Genomic DNA, 13,609 nt, shown 5'->3' with positions numbered 1-13,609 from the left:
GGTGCATAGAGCTTGCAAAAAGTTACCGTGCGTCAGATCTCGCCGGATGTAGTTGAAATAGTTGGAAAGGATCCACTATGGCTAAAACCGAACCCCACCGAGTCCGGGTCCCCGTCGAACGCGCCATCCGCGAGTGCCGCCTTTACGTAGAGGGCAAGCAGACCCCCGGCCAGGCGAACTATGCCACCGCGCTGAAAGAGATCGAGGATCTAGCCACCCCCAGCAGGGGCAGCTTTGTGCTGGTCACCCTAGAGGAACCCTCGGAAGAGCAGATGCTGAAGGTGGCGCAGTGCTACGACGTCGACGAGCTCATCGTCGAGGATGCCGTGACCGCCCACCAGCGTGCCAAGCTGGAGCGCTACGAAAACCAGCTGTTCAAGGTCGTCCGCTCCGTGCAGTACGCGGGCAATAAGGACCTGATCGACCGGCGTGACCTCATCCAAACCGGCGAGGTGCAGATGGTCATCAGCCAGAAGTTCATCATCGTGATCGCCCATGATACGGAACTGCCCGACCCGGAAGTCCGCCTGCACCAGGCGCCCGAGCTGCGCAACGCAGGTCCGATGGCCATCGCGTGGGCCATCACGGACTACCTAGTCGACGAGTACACCCGTATTTCCGAAGCGCTGGAAGACCGTGTGGACAGTCTGGAGGAGGAGGTTTTCACCCTCCGCGCCGAGACGAACATTGAGAATATCTACACCCTGAAGCGCGAGATCCTGGAGATGCGCCACGCCATCGGCCCCCTGATTCCGGCGCTGCGCGCTTTGATCGAAAACCACAAGGATCTGACAACCAAGCACGTCAGGGCTTTCTTCCGCGATGTCTTGGACCACGCCATGCTGGCCAAGGACAAGATCGACTCTTTCGACGAGCGCCTGAGTTCCCTTATTCAGGCCAGCTCGGCGATCATTTCGCTGCGTCAGAACCAGGACATGCGCACGATCTCGTCCATCATCGGAATGGCCGCGCCGCCGACGATGATCGCGGGCGTGTACGGCATGAACTTCGACAACATGCCGGAGTTGCACTGGGAGTATGGCTATTACTACTGCCTACTGTTGAACCTTGCGGTGATCCTGCTGATGTGGTGGTGGTTTAAGCGCAAGAACTGGCTGTAGCGCGAGCATAAAAAAGGGGACCCCGCGCACCCGTCAGAGCTCGTTGACCCTTGCTGCATTCCTGCCCTGGGGGAGTTCACAAGATACACGCCGCGCGGAATCCGTTGCCCATACTAGCCCACGCGCGCTCGTTGTTCCAAAGGCTCGTTCTTTCTTATTTATCGACGCCCACTTTCCAACCCCTAGCACCGGATTTGGAATCTAAAGGCAGCGTTGTGTACCCTTTCATGAGTACGTCGAAGCCACGGCTTTTCCGTGTGTTTTGCCGTTCGACATGGAGGATTCGACTAGCGGCCTATGTCACACGCCTGGAACGCGTGCGGGAGTCACATCCCTCGTGGGTTCAAATCCCACATCCTCCGCCAAATCTCACATAGTGAGCAACCGGCGCTCGGTGATCTGGAAACGATCCCGGCGCCGGTTTTGCTTTTCCCAAATCTCACCCCCGCGCTGTCCACCGTGCCTTAGGTTGAGAGGCATGACTGATACCAGCGCCCCCGGCTCCCCTACCGCTCCCACCACTCCCGGCTCCCCCTCAGCTCCCGGCTCCCCCGGCACCGACCAGCTCGTCACCACGGAATACTCCGAGTCCATCCCCGGCCTCGTCCACGTCCGCCTGAACCGCCCCCGCAAGCTGAACTCGCTGACGATCGACCTGCTCCAGCAGCTAATCTCCACCGCGCACACGCTCCACCGCGACCGCTCCGTCCGCGTGGTCATCCTCTCCGGCACGGACGGCAACTTCTCCGCCGGCCTCGACTTCGCAGATACCCTGAAAAGCCCACCGCGCATGCTTTCGCATTTCATCCCGCGTCCCCTGCGAGGCACAAACACATTCCAAGAGGCGCCGTGGACGTGGCGTCGCCTCCCTTTCCCGGTGATTGCCGCGGTGGAAGGCTATTGCTTTGGCGGTGGCGTGCAGATCGCTTGTGGTGCGGACTTTAGGTTTACGAGCAATGACGCCCACTGGTCAGTGTTGGAAGCGAAATGGGGTCTGGTGCCGGACATGTCGGGGATCATGTCCCTGAAGCAGTTGCTGCCGATTGACGAGGTGAAGCGGCTGGCCATGACCGGGGAAATCTTCTCCGGGGAGCGTGCCGCGGAGCTAGGCCTGGCCAAGGCCGTGGAGGATCCGCTGGTTGCGGCGGAGGAGCTGGCACGGCAGATCATTGAACGCTCGCCGGATTCGGTGGCGCTGGCAAAGAAGCTGGTGGACGAGACGTGGGAGTCCGGCGAGCGGCGGACTTTCGCCCGCGAGCGCCTGCGCCAGGCGCGCCTGCTGGTGAGCAAGAACGCCGAGATCGCGCGGAAGGCCGCGCAGAAGAAGATCCCGCCGAAGTTCCGCCCGCGCGCGGTGCGCTAGAGGAGCTAGTCTGCGGGAGTGTCCTCCGGGCGCCAGGTGACGGGCCCGCGAGGAAGTAGTTCGGGCCGGAAGGTTGGCAGCAGTGCGGCGGGCGTGATGCCTCCGGCTGCTCCGGCCGATTCTGCCTCAGTGCCTGCCATCTCTACCGAGCTCGCACCCACCGCATTCGCATCGGCTACGCCGGTCTCCGCGGTCAACACCTCCGCTGCCATCGCCTCTGCGGCCGAGACGTCGACCGCCTCGCCGAGCGATTCCGCGATCCACCGCAACATCCCCTCCGCCCCGCCGGGGAAGTCCCGCAGCGTGACGGCCCCGTCCCGCTTCGCCAGTCGCTTCCCGTCGGGGCCCAGCACCAGCGGAACGTGCACGTACTCCACCGGCGGCAACCCCAGCAGGTGAGCCAGATACGCCTGCCTCGGAGCGGAACTCAGCAGGTCGTCCCCGCGCACAACCTGCCCCACCCCGGCCAGCGCGTCGTCGACGACCACGGCCAGGTTGTAGGCATAATCCCTGTTCACCGGCCCGCCCGGCGCGCCGGCCCCCGCATCTCCGTCCGCGCCCGCAGCTCTGCCGCCCGGCACCCCCGCATCTCCGCTGCTCGGCACCTCCGCACCTCCGCCGCCCGGTGCTCCCGACGCCTTCGGCGCGTTTCCGCCGCGCCGCAGCACCATGTCATCCACCGCCCCGCGGTACACCCCGCCTGACACGGCGAACCGCTCGCGCACTTCCCACTCGGCCACGCCCGCGCGCAGCCGCAACGCCGGCACTCGCCCCCGCTCCGCCAATTCTGCGCGCTTGGCCTCCCGCTCCGATTCTCCCAGGTCGCGGCACGTTCCCGGGTACGCTCCCGGCGCGGCGTGCGGCGCGCGGACCGCCTCGGCGATGTCCTTCCGCGAGCAGTAGCACTCGTACACAAGCCCCTTTTCTCGCAGGTCCTGTAGCGCTGTTTCGTACTCTGACCAGCACTCTTGTTGACGCCACAGCCTCCCCTCGTACCCAATCCCCATAGTCGCAAGATCCAGTAGTTGCTGTTTTGCACTTTCTTCCGACGAGCGTTGAGCATCAATGTCGTCGATCCGCATCCGGAACTCGCGCCCTTCGTGCTTAGCGAACAGCCATGCCAGCACGGCAGTCCGGAAATTCCCCAGGTGAAGATCCCCCGAGGGGCTGGGCGCGTACCGCCCCGCCCCTCGGCTCTCCGCTTTCTGCGCTTGCGCCGTCTCCCCCGCCCGGCTGTCCACCTGCTCCGCTATCGCCGCCTCCGCTGCTCGCTTTTCCGACCCCCGTTGTTCCCCGCCCGCGGCCTCCGCCTGCTCCGCTGCTCGCACCATGCCGTCGCCTCCTACTTCCGGTATCCCTGGCAAGGCTACCCGTGGATCTGCACTACTTTTCTGCAATACTCTTCTGCGATACTTTGAAGCCAAGGGGAAAGCTCAACGTGTGGGGGAAATGTGGATCCGTTGGCGTGGGGGCGTCAGAAAGAAAAGACAACAACAACGCTGCTCATCGAGGCGAAAGAGCTTCCGAGCGGTGCGCGGCGAGGGCTGGCGCGCGGGCGGCGTCACTATAAGGTTGCGCCGGGGATCTACGCCGAGCGGGTGCACTGGGATGCGCTGCCGCGTGACGAAAAGGTACGTCTCCATGCGATCGCACACGGCCTGAGCTGCACAAACGGCGTGCTGTGCGGGCGTTCTGCGGCGCTGCTGCACGGGCTGCCGATCGCGGGGCGGGCGGACCCGAACGCGGAGATCGGGTACTACCCGCCGGGTGGTACTAACGTGCCGCTCCCCCTCCGAACGTCGAGACCGTTGCATGCGACTGCCGCGCGCCGCCTAGAAATCCTACGAATAGCAACCGGGAATGGGGTGCGCGAAGTACGACTCACCTGCGTAACGGACACAATCATCGACCTTGCCCGGTGGCACAGTGTTGCTGATGCTGTCGTGGCTGCGGAGTTCGCAGCACGAGCCGGTATCGACGACATGGAGATTTCGGAATTCATTACAACTCTGCGCGCTGATGCGGCCAAACTGCGGAGGCTCCGAGGCATCGCGAAGGCGAGGGAGGCTCTGCGATTGATCAACGGCGCCTCCGAGAGCCCGCGGGAATCTGAGTTAAAGGTGAAACTGTGGGAGGCCGGGCTGCCTGCACCTCTTCAGCAGGTGGAGCTGCACTACGAGGGTTACTTCGCAGGTCGCGTGGACTTTTTCTACCCCTGCGGGCTGGTAATCGAGTACGACGGTCAGGGGAAATACCAACCCGACGTGACTAGCGCGGGAGCTAGCTTCACGGTGGGCGCGGGTGGCGTGATCAACGAGGAGGTTTTCGCCGCTCGGCAGATCCTTAGCGAGCGCGAACGCGAGCGGAAACTGCAGAACCTGGGCCTGCGGATTTACCGGGTGGACCGCAACAACTTCCGAGATGGCAGTGCCGTGGCGGACATCTGCAGAATCCATCAGCAAATGACACGACAAGGGCTCGAGTTCCCCGCCACCAACTACCGGGGAGGCGTCCCAGCGTGGGAATAGCAGCTCCTGACTGGAGGCAATTGCTTTCCTAAGGAGGAAGAATAGCCTCAGCGCGGGAATAAATTCGCCGGTAGGGCATACATCGAGTCGGCTTGGAGGACGCCAAATCCGGCAGGGCGATTCTAAGCCCGTTTAAGCGACTTTCTTCGCGCCGAGAGGGTTCAGGGTGCGCCGATCAGCCTGACGAGCGATTGTCGTTTTGCAAGATTTCCGACACTTCGGGGGCCAAATGTCCCAAATTCCACGTCTTAAAACATAACTATTCTGTTTGCGCAGGTCAGAGCGTTGCAGATTTGCACTTCAGATGTGCTACTTTCGTTAACTCGAAGATTTGGGACATTCGCGTTTTAGCCCACCCTGGCGCAAGGCAGCCGTGAGGCCAGTGGGGCTGATGTGACGTCAGCTAGGCATCAACCGAGGAGGGGGAAGCGCTTGGCTGGCGAGCCTGGGCGGAGAGTGGGGCCAGTGGGGCTCATGTGACAGCGTGGAAACCTGGGCATGGGAATGGGGAGGAATGGGTGTGGAGAATAGGCGCGGGAGGGAGATTCGGCAATGCAAGGGAGGGAATCGGTGGCGTGGAAGAGGGATTCGGTGGTGTTGGAGGGGAAATCGGCGGTGTGGGATGGGGAATCGGCGGCGCGGAAAGGGGCGCCGGCGGAAGCGGAGGATAAAATAGGGCGCTATGGCCGACAATCAGGAAAACACCAGCGCGGACGCGGGCGCGGGCGCCGCAGACCTATCCTTCGAGGTGCGCACCCGGCTGCGCGATAGCGACAGTGCAGACGCGGGCGCGGCCGGAAACGCAGGCGCAGCTGGAAGCGCGGGCGCAAGCGCGCGAGTAGACGGAGGCGCGGGCGGAGCCGGAAACGCAGGCGCGGACGCGGGCGCAAGCGCGCGCCTTAACGGAGGCGCGGGCGGGCTGGGGCGTACGGGCGTCATAAAGACTCCGCATGGGAACATCCACACCCCAGCGTTCATCCCGGTGGCGACAAAAGCAACGGTCAAGACCCTCACGCCCGAGCAGGTGCGGTCGACGGGCGCGCAGGCGATGCTCTCCAACGCGTACCACCTGTACCTGCAGCCGGGCCCGAACATCGTGGACGAGGGCGGCGGGCTGGCGAATTTCGAGAACTGGCACGGGCCGACGTACACGGACTCCGGCGGCTTCCAAGTCATGAGCCTCGGCGTGGGCTACAAGAAAGTCCTGGCCATGGACACGAAAGGCCGCAGCGAGGCGGACATCATCCAGCAGCAGAAAAAGCGCATGGCCGTAGTGGACGAGGACGGCGTGGATTTCCGCAGCGTCATCGACGGCAGCAAGCACCGCTTCACGCCGGAGGTGTCGATGCAGATCCAGCACCAGCTGGGCGCGGACATTATGTTCGCGTTCGACGAGCTCACCACGCTGGTGAATACCCGCCCCTACCAGGAGCAATCCGTCGCGCGCACGCATCGCTGGGCTCGTCGTTGCCTGGCGGAGCACCAGCGGCTCACGGACTTGCGCACGCACCGCCCGCCGCAGTCGCTGTGGGGCGTGGTGCAGGGCGCGCAGTACGAGGATCTGCGCAGGCAGGCCGCGCGCGGGCTGGTGCAGCTGTCCGAGGAGGCGGAGGCCCAGGGCAACCGCGGTTTCGGCGGCTTCGGCATCGGCGGCGCGCTGGAGAAGGAGAACCTCGGCACGATCGTCCGCTGGGTCGCCGAGGAGCTGCCGGAGGATAAGCCCCGCCACTTGCTCGGCATTTCGGAGCCGGATGACCTGTTCACGGCGATTGAGGCCGGCGCGGATACGTTCGATTGCGTCGCGCCGACTCGCCTGGGCCGCCGCGGTGGCGTGTACACGCTGGACGGTCGGCTGAATCTTATGGGTGCGCGGTTTAAGAGGGATTTCTCTCCTATTGACGCCGCAGTAGGCGGTTATGTCTCGGAGAATTATTCGCGCGCTTATATTCACCACTTGTTGAAGGCGAAGGAGTACCTGGCCGGGACGTTGTGCACCCTGCATAATCTGCATTTCATGGTGGGGTTGGTGGACCGGATTCGCGAGTCCATGGAGCAGGGGCGTTTCTATGAGTTCCGGGAGGAGTTCATGGGGCGCTACTACGGCCCGGCATGGCGGGAGCGGCTGGGTTAGCGTTTGCGGGGGTTCCGTGGGCTGGCGGGCGGCGGCTGCGCGACATGGCCGCGCCAGCTGCCGCCGGCCGCTGGCCGCCGCTAGCGCGCCGGCTCCAGCGCACGCCCTTCGTCGTCGAAGCGCTGGATCTCGCCGGAGCGGAAGTCGCGCTCCAGCTGCGAGCCTTCGACGTCGAAGGTCGGCAGTATGCGGTCCAGCCACTTGGGCATGTACCAGGTGGCCTTGCCAAGTAGCACCATCATGGCGGGGATGAAGGTCATGCGTACGAGGAAGGCGTCGAACAGCACGGCGGCGCCCAGTGCGAAGCCGAAGATCTGCACGAATGGCAGTGGCTGGAAGATAAAGCTGGCGAACACGCCGATCATGATCAGCGCCGCCACGGTCACAACCTTCGCGCCCATGCCGAAGCCGAAGATCACGGAGTCTTCAACGGGCGTGTACTTGGAGGTCTTCGCGGCCTCGAAGGATTCGTGCTTGAAGCGTTCTCGCATGCGCGACACGATGAACATTTGGTAGTCCATCGCCAGTCCGAAGGTCACGCCGATGAGGAAGATCGGCATGAAGCTGATCAGCGGCCCCGGCGAGTTCCAGAGCCCGGCCCAGCCTTCCTGCCAGACCAGCACGGTCAGTCCGAAGGCACCGCCGACGGAGAGCAGGAATCCGAGTGCCGCCATGATCGGCACAGTGATGCTGCGGAAAATCATCAGCAGCAGCACGAGCGCCAGCCCGACGACCAGCGCGAGGTATACCGGCATGGCGTTCGATAGTCGGTCGGTGACGTCCTGCTGGATGGGGATCAGACCAGTGATGCCCATGTCCACGCCGGTTTCCTTCTCGATCACGTTCTGCTGCCCGCGCAGCGCGTGGATGAGCGTGGCGGTTCCCTCTTCGGTCGGCCCGCCTTCGGGCGTGATCAGCAGCTGCGCGGCAAGCCCGTCGTCGCTCTGACCGATGAGCTGCGCATGCTTCACATGAATGTTGCTGCCGAGATTTTCCATCGTGTAAATAAATGACGCCTGCGCCGCGGCCTTGGCCTTGTCGCCAGCGCCCTGGCCAGCCTCCGCGCCCGGCGCGTCCTGCGTATCTCCGCCAGCACCCTGCGCGTCCGCCTGGCCCTGAATGTAGGTGGCGAGCGCCGGCGAATCCGGGTTTGCGTTCTCGCCGTTAACGACCACCAGGAACGGAGCGTTGCGGCCTGGGCCGAAGCCTTCCTCGAGCATCTCGGCAGACTTCCGCTGCGTGGAGTCCACGTTCGCCGTCTTATCATTCGGCAGCGAAAGCTGCAGGTTCAGCGCCGGGAGAGTCAGCGCGGCCAGCACCAGCATCACCACTGCAATGGAAATTCCAGGGAAGCTGTAGACCAGCTTGATCCAGCGGCTCGCCAGGCCTTGCTTGTGCTGACCGTCGCCCGCGCGCTGGCGCTCCCCGTCATCCCCGCCAACGCGAACCGCACGCCCGCGCCCCGCCGGACCGCCCGTGAAATACCCGTGCGCCGCATCCTCCCCCACGAGGGCGGAGGCGTACTGCTGCCCAAACGTGGCGTCCTTACGAAAGACCCGCGAGCCACACGCCCCCAGCAGCGCGGGCAAGAACGTCAGCGCCACAGCCACCGCGACCATCACGCTGATCGCCGCGAAGTAACCCATGTACGACAGGAACGGAATGTCTGCCAGGCGCAGGCCGACCAGCGCGATCGTCACCGTCAGGCCCGCGAACACCACCGCCGAACCCGCAGTTCCCGCGGCCAGGCCAATCGCATCCGGGCGTGACCGCCCCTGCCGCAGCTCATCGCGGTAGCGCGACATGATGAACAGCGCGTAGTCGATGCCGACCGCCAGGCCGATCATTAGGCCCAGCGTCGGCGTGATGGAGTTCAGCGGCAGCACCGCCGTCGCACCGACAGTCACCAGCGCGCCAATACCCACGCCCACGATCGCGGTAGCCAGCGGCAGCCCCGCCGCCAGCAGCGAACCGAACGTGAAGAACAGGATGATCAGCGCGACCACCACGCCCGCGATCTCCGAGATCGGCTCAACGGCGATGGGGTCACCGAAGCCAGGGCCGCCGACCTCCACGTCCATGCCCGCGTCGCGCGAGATCTGGATCGCGTCGTACACCGCCTGCCGATCCTCGTCGGTCACGTCGGCGGGCAGCGGCACGTCGTAGCTGAAGGTCATGGTGCCGTAGCGCCCGTCGGCGGAGTACATCCGCAGGTTCTCTGCGTCGGATTTCGCGGTGGCTTCGGGCATGCCCTGCTTCGTCATCTGGTCGACGAGCATTTTGCCGAGCTTGTCGTTGAGCTCTACGGGGTTGCCGAACTGCATGCCCTCTTTGAAGTCGGGCACGTTATTTCTTAATGACGCCACCGTCTCATCCATTGCCGCCATCAACTCTGGGTCTTCGAGTTTCTTCCCCTCGGGGGCTCCGAAGACTATGTTGACGTCGGTGGATTCGGCGGGGTTTTTCGTGCCCGGGAATTTCTCTTGGAGCATTTCCGTGGCGTGCGTGGAGGGCACATCTTTGATTTCGAAGATGTCGTTGAAGCCCTTTTGGAATCCCAGCGCGGCCGCCGCGATGCCGACGAACAGTAGCAGCCAGGCGGCGATCACCCGCTTCTTGTGCAGGTAGGACCATCGTCCGAGGTTAAACAGGATTTTCGCCACTGGTTGACCTTCCGCCGGCTGGGGTGTGTGTAGGACCTTGCGTTCGTTCTGTCTTGAGTTTTGCGTTCGTGGTTGCGCCTTCCCACGGCGCAGACAGTTCTCGAAATATACATCCTACAGTAGCCAAAAGCCCAGGTGGGTTGTGACAGGTGTGACGTGTGTTGCTATAGCTCCTGGGTGGACCTTCCGGACGCGCTCCGAACTTGCCCATCGCAGGCAACCCAAGGGCAAATGTCCCAAATCTTCCACTTTCGGCAAGTAGCAGGTTTGCAGCGATTTTCCGCGATCCTCTGACCTGCAGAAACAGAAAGTTATAAAAACAGAGTGGAAGATTTGGGACACTTCTCCACGCCCACAGCCGCCTACCACGCCTTCCAAGCACCCTTTTCGGAGCATTCCCCGAATGCGGGGCGTAGTTCCGCACCCTTACTGAGGTATCCCCTACCCTCTTTTAGGTCGTCTACGGCGCTTACAGCGCTTCACCCCCTTTCACACCCCTCCGACAGAGCGTTCTAACTTCGCCAAAACCAGCCCATCTCCGGCCGCAGATCCCTTGCCCCGAGGCCCAATGTCCCAAATCTTCGAGTTATTGAAAGTAGTACATCTGAAGTCAAAATTTGCGAACCTCTGACCTGCACAAACAGAATATTTATATTCTAATACGTGGAATTTGGGACATCCCCCGCCCCAGCGCTCCTCATTCCCAGCCCCAGGCACCCGGTCGCGCACCCTGCGCGCCAAAATCCAAGCTCCCGCGCACGCGAAAACCGCGCGCCGCCCCAGGGTTCAACCGGGAAACAGCACGCGGTAAAAAATTCTGGCGGTGGCGGAGGGATTTGAACCCTCGGTTGCTACTAACAACACTCGCTTTCGAGGCGAGCACCTTCGGCCGCTCGGACACGCCACCATAGTCAGCGTTTGCAGACTCGTACTAGCGTAACACCCCCACATTTTCGCAACAAAACCCCGCCCTACACACGCGAAAGCCCGCCACGAACCTCAACCAGTTCGCAGCGGGCTTACAATTCAGCGCATCAGCGCGCCAGAAGTCTCAGAGGACTTACTTGTCGCCGAAGACCTTGTCCATGCCCTTGTTCAGGCCGTCCTTGGCCTTGTCAGCCTTGTCGCCGTCCAGCTTGCCGTCGATGGCCTTCTCAGCACCGTCCTGAATCTTGTCGCGGTGCTCGCCTGCCAGATCCTTTGCCTTGTTCAGATCCATTGATCTCTCCTTGTGTCTTCTAGTCGCTAACTTTGTTCTAACTTGTGCGCCCCAGCCGCAGCATTCGTACGACCAGGACGCTCAATTTCCAACGTAGGTTCGTTCTGGATTCCTCGCCACCGCCGAGCCGCCTCCCCAGCCCTCAGACGCCCATTCCACTCGCAAAAGCACTGTTCAGCACCGCTCATTACTTTTCCATAACACTTATTGACGCCCCCTCATCCTCCGCATCCTCACTCCTCTTTGGGGCCTCGCGGCTTGAGTGGGCGGGGATGCCCGGGGGATGTACCGGTCGCGGTGCATTTCAGCGATCGAGCACCACCGGCCGGCGATGGCGTGAACGTGCGGGCGGGCAAGTGTATCCGGCGCGGGCGGGCAAGCGCGGGCTCGCGCGCGCCTAGCGCAGGCGGGCGAAGAACTGCCGCAGCAGTTCTTCGCACTCCCCGGCCAGCACGCCTCCGCGGACCTCCGCCCAGTGCAGCGGAGACTCCCGCGGCACGTCCCAGACGCTGCCACACGCCCCGGTCCGGGGCTCGTAGGCTCCGAAGATGATGCTGCCAATTCGCGCCCCGACCAGCGCCCCCGCACACATGGCGCAGGGTTCCAGGGTGACCACCAGCGTGCAGTTTTCCAGCCGCCAGGCGTCCCCGAGCTCCCGCACAGCTTCCCGGATGGCGAGGATCTCCGCGTGTGCGGTGGGATCATTGTCAGCTTCGCGCCGGTTCACGCCCCGCCCGAGTTCGCGGCCATCCGGGCCGAGAATCACAGCTCCGACGGGAACGTCCCCGGTGGGAGTCTCCGCAGCGATGTCCAGGGCGCGGCGCATCAGCGCTTCCGCGCGCGCATCCCCGCCGGCCTGCGGCAACCCGCCGCCCACGTACGCGGCCGGCGCGCCTTCGACCCCCACCGGCTAGAACTCCAGCTCCACGCCCACCAGGTCCGCCAGTTCGTCGGCGAAGCCCAGCTCGTCCGCCACGCGCAGAACCTGCTCCGCCCCGTACAGGTCATCGTCGTAGAAGATGATGGACATTATCTGCTCGCTGGCACCTAGATCCTCCAGCAGGTCGAAGTCGCCCTCGGGCCAGGGATCGTCCGAAGCGTCGGCCTCCTCTTCCGAAGGCTCGTCAATGTCCAGGGTGTCCAGCACCTCGCTGGCAATGTCGTAGTCCAACGCGGCGGTGGCGTCACTAAGTAAGATCCGCACGCCGCTCGGCACCGGGCGGAGCACAACGGACCAGTCGTCCTCGATGCACAGCAGCCCCACGACCGGGCCTTCCGCGCGCGAGGCTCGCAGCTCCGCGATGAGGTCGGGCAGGCTTTCCGTCGTGCGGGTGGGGAGTTCGCGCAGGTGCCACTGGCCGTCGGTGCGGATGGCGGAGACGGCGAAGGTCAGGTCGCCGCCGTCGCTGCTGTCACGGCCGGCGCCGGCGCTGCTGCCGTTATCGAAGCTGTCGGTGCTCATGCCTTCCAACGCTAGTCTGCTTTGTGGAACACTGGGTAGCGTGAGCCACGAAATTTCTTCCGACTACCGCCTGAGCACCCTCCCCGAGGACCGCCGTCCGCTGTGCATCCTGGGTCTGGGGCTGATCGGCGGCTCGCTGATGCGCGATGCGCAGGCCGCCGGCTGGCCCGTGTTCGGCTGGAATCGGTCGGAGAAAACCGTCACCCGCGCGCGCCGCGACGGCTACGACGTGTCGGCCGACCTCGAGGCAACGCTGCGCCGCGCCGAGGAGGCCGATGCGCTCTTGGTCCTTGGCGTGCCGATGCCCGCGCTGTCCTTTCTTCTTGACGCCATATCTCAGCACGCCCCGACCTGCGGCTTTACCGACGTGACCAGTGTGAAGCAGGAGGTGCACGACCTCGTGGAGGCGAAGGGCATGTCCGATCGCTTCGTGGGCGGGCATCCGATGGCTGGCACCGCGAACTCGGGCTGGCAGGCGACGATGCACGGGCTGTTCCGGGGTGCCGTGTGGGTCGTGACGTACGACAACGCGCGCGAGCTCGCGGCGGCTGAAGATAAGCGCTGGCTGGATACGTGGGTGCGCGTGGTCGGGCTGGCCGAGGAGGTCGGCGCGTCGGTAATCCCCGCCATCGCACGCCGGCATGACAGTGCCGTAGGACGCGTCAGCCACTTGCCGCACATCCTCGCCGAGGCGCTGGCAGTCGCCGGCGATAGTGGAGGTCCGCTGGCGCTGAGCCTGGCGGCGTCAAGTTTCCGCGACGGCACGCGCGTGGCTGGCACGGATCCGGATCTGGTGCGCGCGATGGTGGAGAACAACCGCCCTGCCGTGCTGGAGGCCTTGGACCAAACCATCGAACTGCTGCAGGGCGCGCGGGAGGATATCGCCCACCCGGATCGGTCCCTGAAAACCCTTGCCGAGGATGGCCACGCCGCACGCGGGCGCTTCGAAGCGCGGGCAGGCCGCAACAAGGGCGATGCTTCCAACCGGCCGATTATCCGCGTGCGGCCGGGGGCGCCGGGTTGGCTGGATCAGCTTCGCTCGGCGGAGTCCATGGGCGCGCAGATCGGAATTTTCTAGCGGGCCGGCGGCCGCGCCGCGAGCACGGCGGCGCCCCGCCGTGT

At 64.1% G+C, this 13,609-nt stretch carries 10 protein-coding genes, 2 tRNA genes and 1 other RNA gene; 6 read left to right on the top strand and 7 right to left on the bottom strand.

Going from position 1 to position 13,609, the window contains the following annotated elements:
- Positions 1-77: 77 nt before the first annotated feature.
- A complete protein-coding gene (locus HMPREF3166_RS03795) occupies positions 78-1,121 on the top strand; it encodes a magnesium and cobalt transport protein CorA (protein WP_070487755.1) in 1,044 nt (347 codons plus the stop codon).
- Between the two features lie 11 nt (positions 1,122-1,132).
- On the opposite strand, the gene ffs is transcribed toward HMPREF3166_RS03795, so the two are convergent.
- An RNA gene (gene ffs / locus HMPREF3166_RS03790) (signal recognition particle sRNA small type) lies at positions 1,133-1,227 on the bottom strand.
- Between the two features lie 170 nt (positions 1,228-1,397).
- Between ffs and HMPREF3166_RS03785 the strand changes: the two genes are divergently transcribed.
- Positions 1,398-1,486 (top strand) — tRNA-Ser (locus tag HMPREF3166_RS03785).
- Positions 1,487-1,599: 113 nt separating this feature from the next.
- Positions 1,600-2,484 (top strand): crotonase/enoyl-CoA hydratase family protein, encoded by an 885-nt coding sequence (locus tag HMPREF3166_RS03780; protein WP_070487754.1) that lies wholly within the window; start codon positions 1,600-1,602, stop codon positions 2,482-2,484.
- 5 nt (positions 2,485-2,489) lie between these two features.
- Here the strand turns inward: HMPREF3166_RS03780 and HMPREF3166_RS03775 are convergent, their stop codons facing one another.
- On the bottom strand, positions 2,490-3,815 hold the full coding sequence (locus tag HMPREF3166_RS03775; protein WP_246816919.1) for a glutamyl-Q tRNA(Asp) synthetase: 1,326 nt from the start codon (positions 3,813-3,815) through the stop codon (positions 2,490-2,492).
- A gap of 120 nt (positions 3,816-3,935) precedes the next feature.
- Between HMPREF3166_RS03775 and HMPREF3166_RS03770 the strand changes: the two genes are divergently transcribed.
- Positions 3,936-5,012, top strand: coding sequence for a hypothetical protein (locus HMPREF3166_RS03770; protein WP_070487753.1), 1,077 nt, complete (start codon positions 3,936-3,938; stop codon positions 5,010-5,012).
- A gap of 682 nt (positions 5,013-5,694) precedes the next feature.
- Complete coding sequence (tgt, locus tag HMPREF3166_RS03765; RefSeq protein WP_070487752.1) at positions 5,695-7,143, top strand: tRNA guanosine(34) transglycosylase Tgt; 1,449 nt, start codon at positions 5,695-5,697, stop codon at positions 7,141-7,143.
- Between the two features lie 80 nt (positions 7,144-7,223).
- On the opposite strand, the gene HMPREF3166_RS03760 is transcribed toward tgt, so the two are convergent.
- The 5 genes from HMPREF3166_RS03760 to HMPREF3166_RS03745 all read right to left on the bottom strand — a co-directional run bounded on the left by HMPREF3166_RS03760 (position 7,224) and on the right by HMPREF3166_RS03745 (position 12,487).
- Positions 7,224-9,806 carry an MMPL family transporter gene (locus tag HMPREF3166_RS03760; protein WP_070487751.1) on the bottom strand — a complete coding sequence of 861 codons (2,583 nt, stop codon included), beginning with the start codon at positions 9,804-9,806 and terminating at the stop codon, positions 7,224-7,226.
- A gap of 818 nt (positions 9,807-10,624) precedes the next feature.
- Positions 10,625-10,713: transfer RNA gene (locus HMPREF3166_RS03755), tRNA-Ser, on the bottom strand.
- A 153-nt stretch (positions 10,714-10,866) separates the two neighbouring features.
- On the bottom strand, positions 10,867-11,025 hold the full coding sequence (locus HMPREF3166_RS10180; protein ID WP_168160724.1) for a hypothetical protein: 159 nt from the start codon (positions 11,023-11,025) through the stop codon (positions 10,867-10,869).
- A 397-nt stretch (positions 11,026-11,422) separates the two neighbouring features.
- A complete protein-coding gene (locus HMPREF3166_RS03750; RefSeq protein WP_070487800.1) occupies positions 11,423-11,851 on the bottom strand; it encodes a nucleoside deaminase in 429 nt (142 codons plus the stop codon).
- Between the two features lie 84 nt (positions 11,852-11,935).
- Complete coding sequence (locus HMPREF3166_RS03745) at positions 11,936-12,487, bottom strand: tRNA adenosine deaminase-associated protein (RefSeq protein ID WP_070487750.1); 552 nt, start codon at positions 12,485-12,487, stop codon at positions 11,936-11,938.
- Between the two features lie 40 nt (positions 12,488-12,527).
- Between HMPREF3166_RS03745 and HMPREF3166_RS03740 the strand changes: the two genes are divergently transcribed.
- Entirely contained in the window at positions 12,528-13,565 is a 1,038-nt protein-coding gene (locus HMPREF3166_RS03740; RefSeq protein ID WP_083293808.1) for a prephenate dehydrogenase, read from the top strand.
- The last annotated feature ends 44 nt before the right edge of the window (positions 13,566-13,609 follow it).

It is taken from the genome of Corynebacterium sp. HMSC08A12, from assembly GCF_001807485.1.
GTDB lineage: Bacteria > Actinomycetota > Actinomycetes > Mycobacteriales > Mycobacteriaceae > Corynebacterium > Corynebacterium evansiae.
Note: the sequence above shows the minus strand (reverse complement) of the source record. Positions and strands in the feature narration are given on the sequence as shown.

What these genes read in the sequence shown, in the direction of transcription:
- HMPREF3166_RS03795 (WP_070487755.1), top strand. Translation starts at nt 78, where the DNA reads ATGGCTAAAACCGAACCCCACCGAGTCCGGGTCCCCGTCGAACGCGCC.
- HMPREF3166_RS03780 (WP_070487754.1), top strand. Translation starts at nt 1,600, where the DNA reads ATGACTGATACCAGCGCCCCCGGCTCCCCTACCGCTCCCACCACTCCC.
- HMPREF3166_RS03775 (WP_246816919.1), bottom strand. Translation starts at nt 3,815, where the DNA reads ATGGTGCGAGCAGCGGAGCAGGCGGAGGCCGCGGGCGGGGAACAACGG.
- tgt (WP_070487752.1), top strand. Translation starts at nt 5,695, where the DNA reads ATGGCCGACAATCAGGAAAACACCAGCGCGGACGCGGGCGCGGGCGCC.
- HMPREF3166_RS10180 (WP_168160724.1), bottom strand. Translation starts at nt 11,025, where the DNA reads ATGGATCTGAACAAGGCAAAGGATCTGGCAGGCGAGCACCGCGACAAG.
- HMPREF3166_RS03750 (WP_070487800.1), bottom strand. Translation starts at nt 11,851, where the DNA reads ATGCGCCGCGCCCTGGACATCGCTGCGGAGACTCCCACCGGGGACGTT.
- HMPREF3166_RS03745 (WP_070487750.1), bottom strand. Translation starts at nt 12,487, where the DNA reads ATGAGCACCGACAGCTTCGATAACGGCAGCAGCGCCGGCGCCGGCCGT.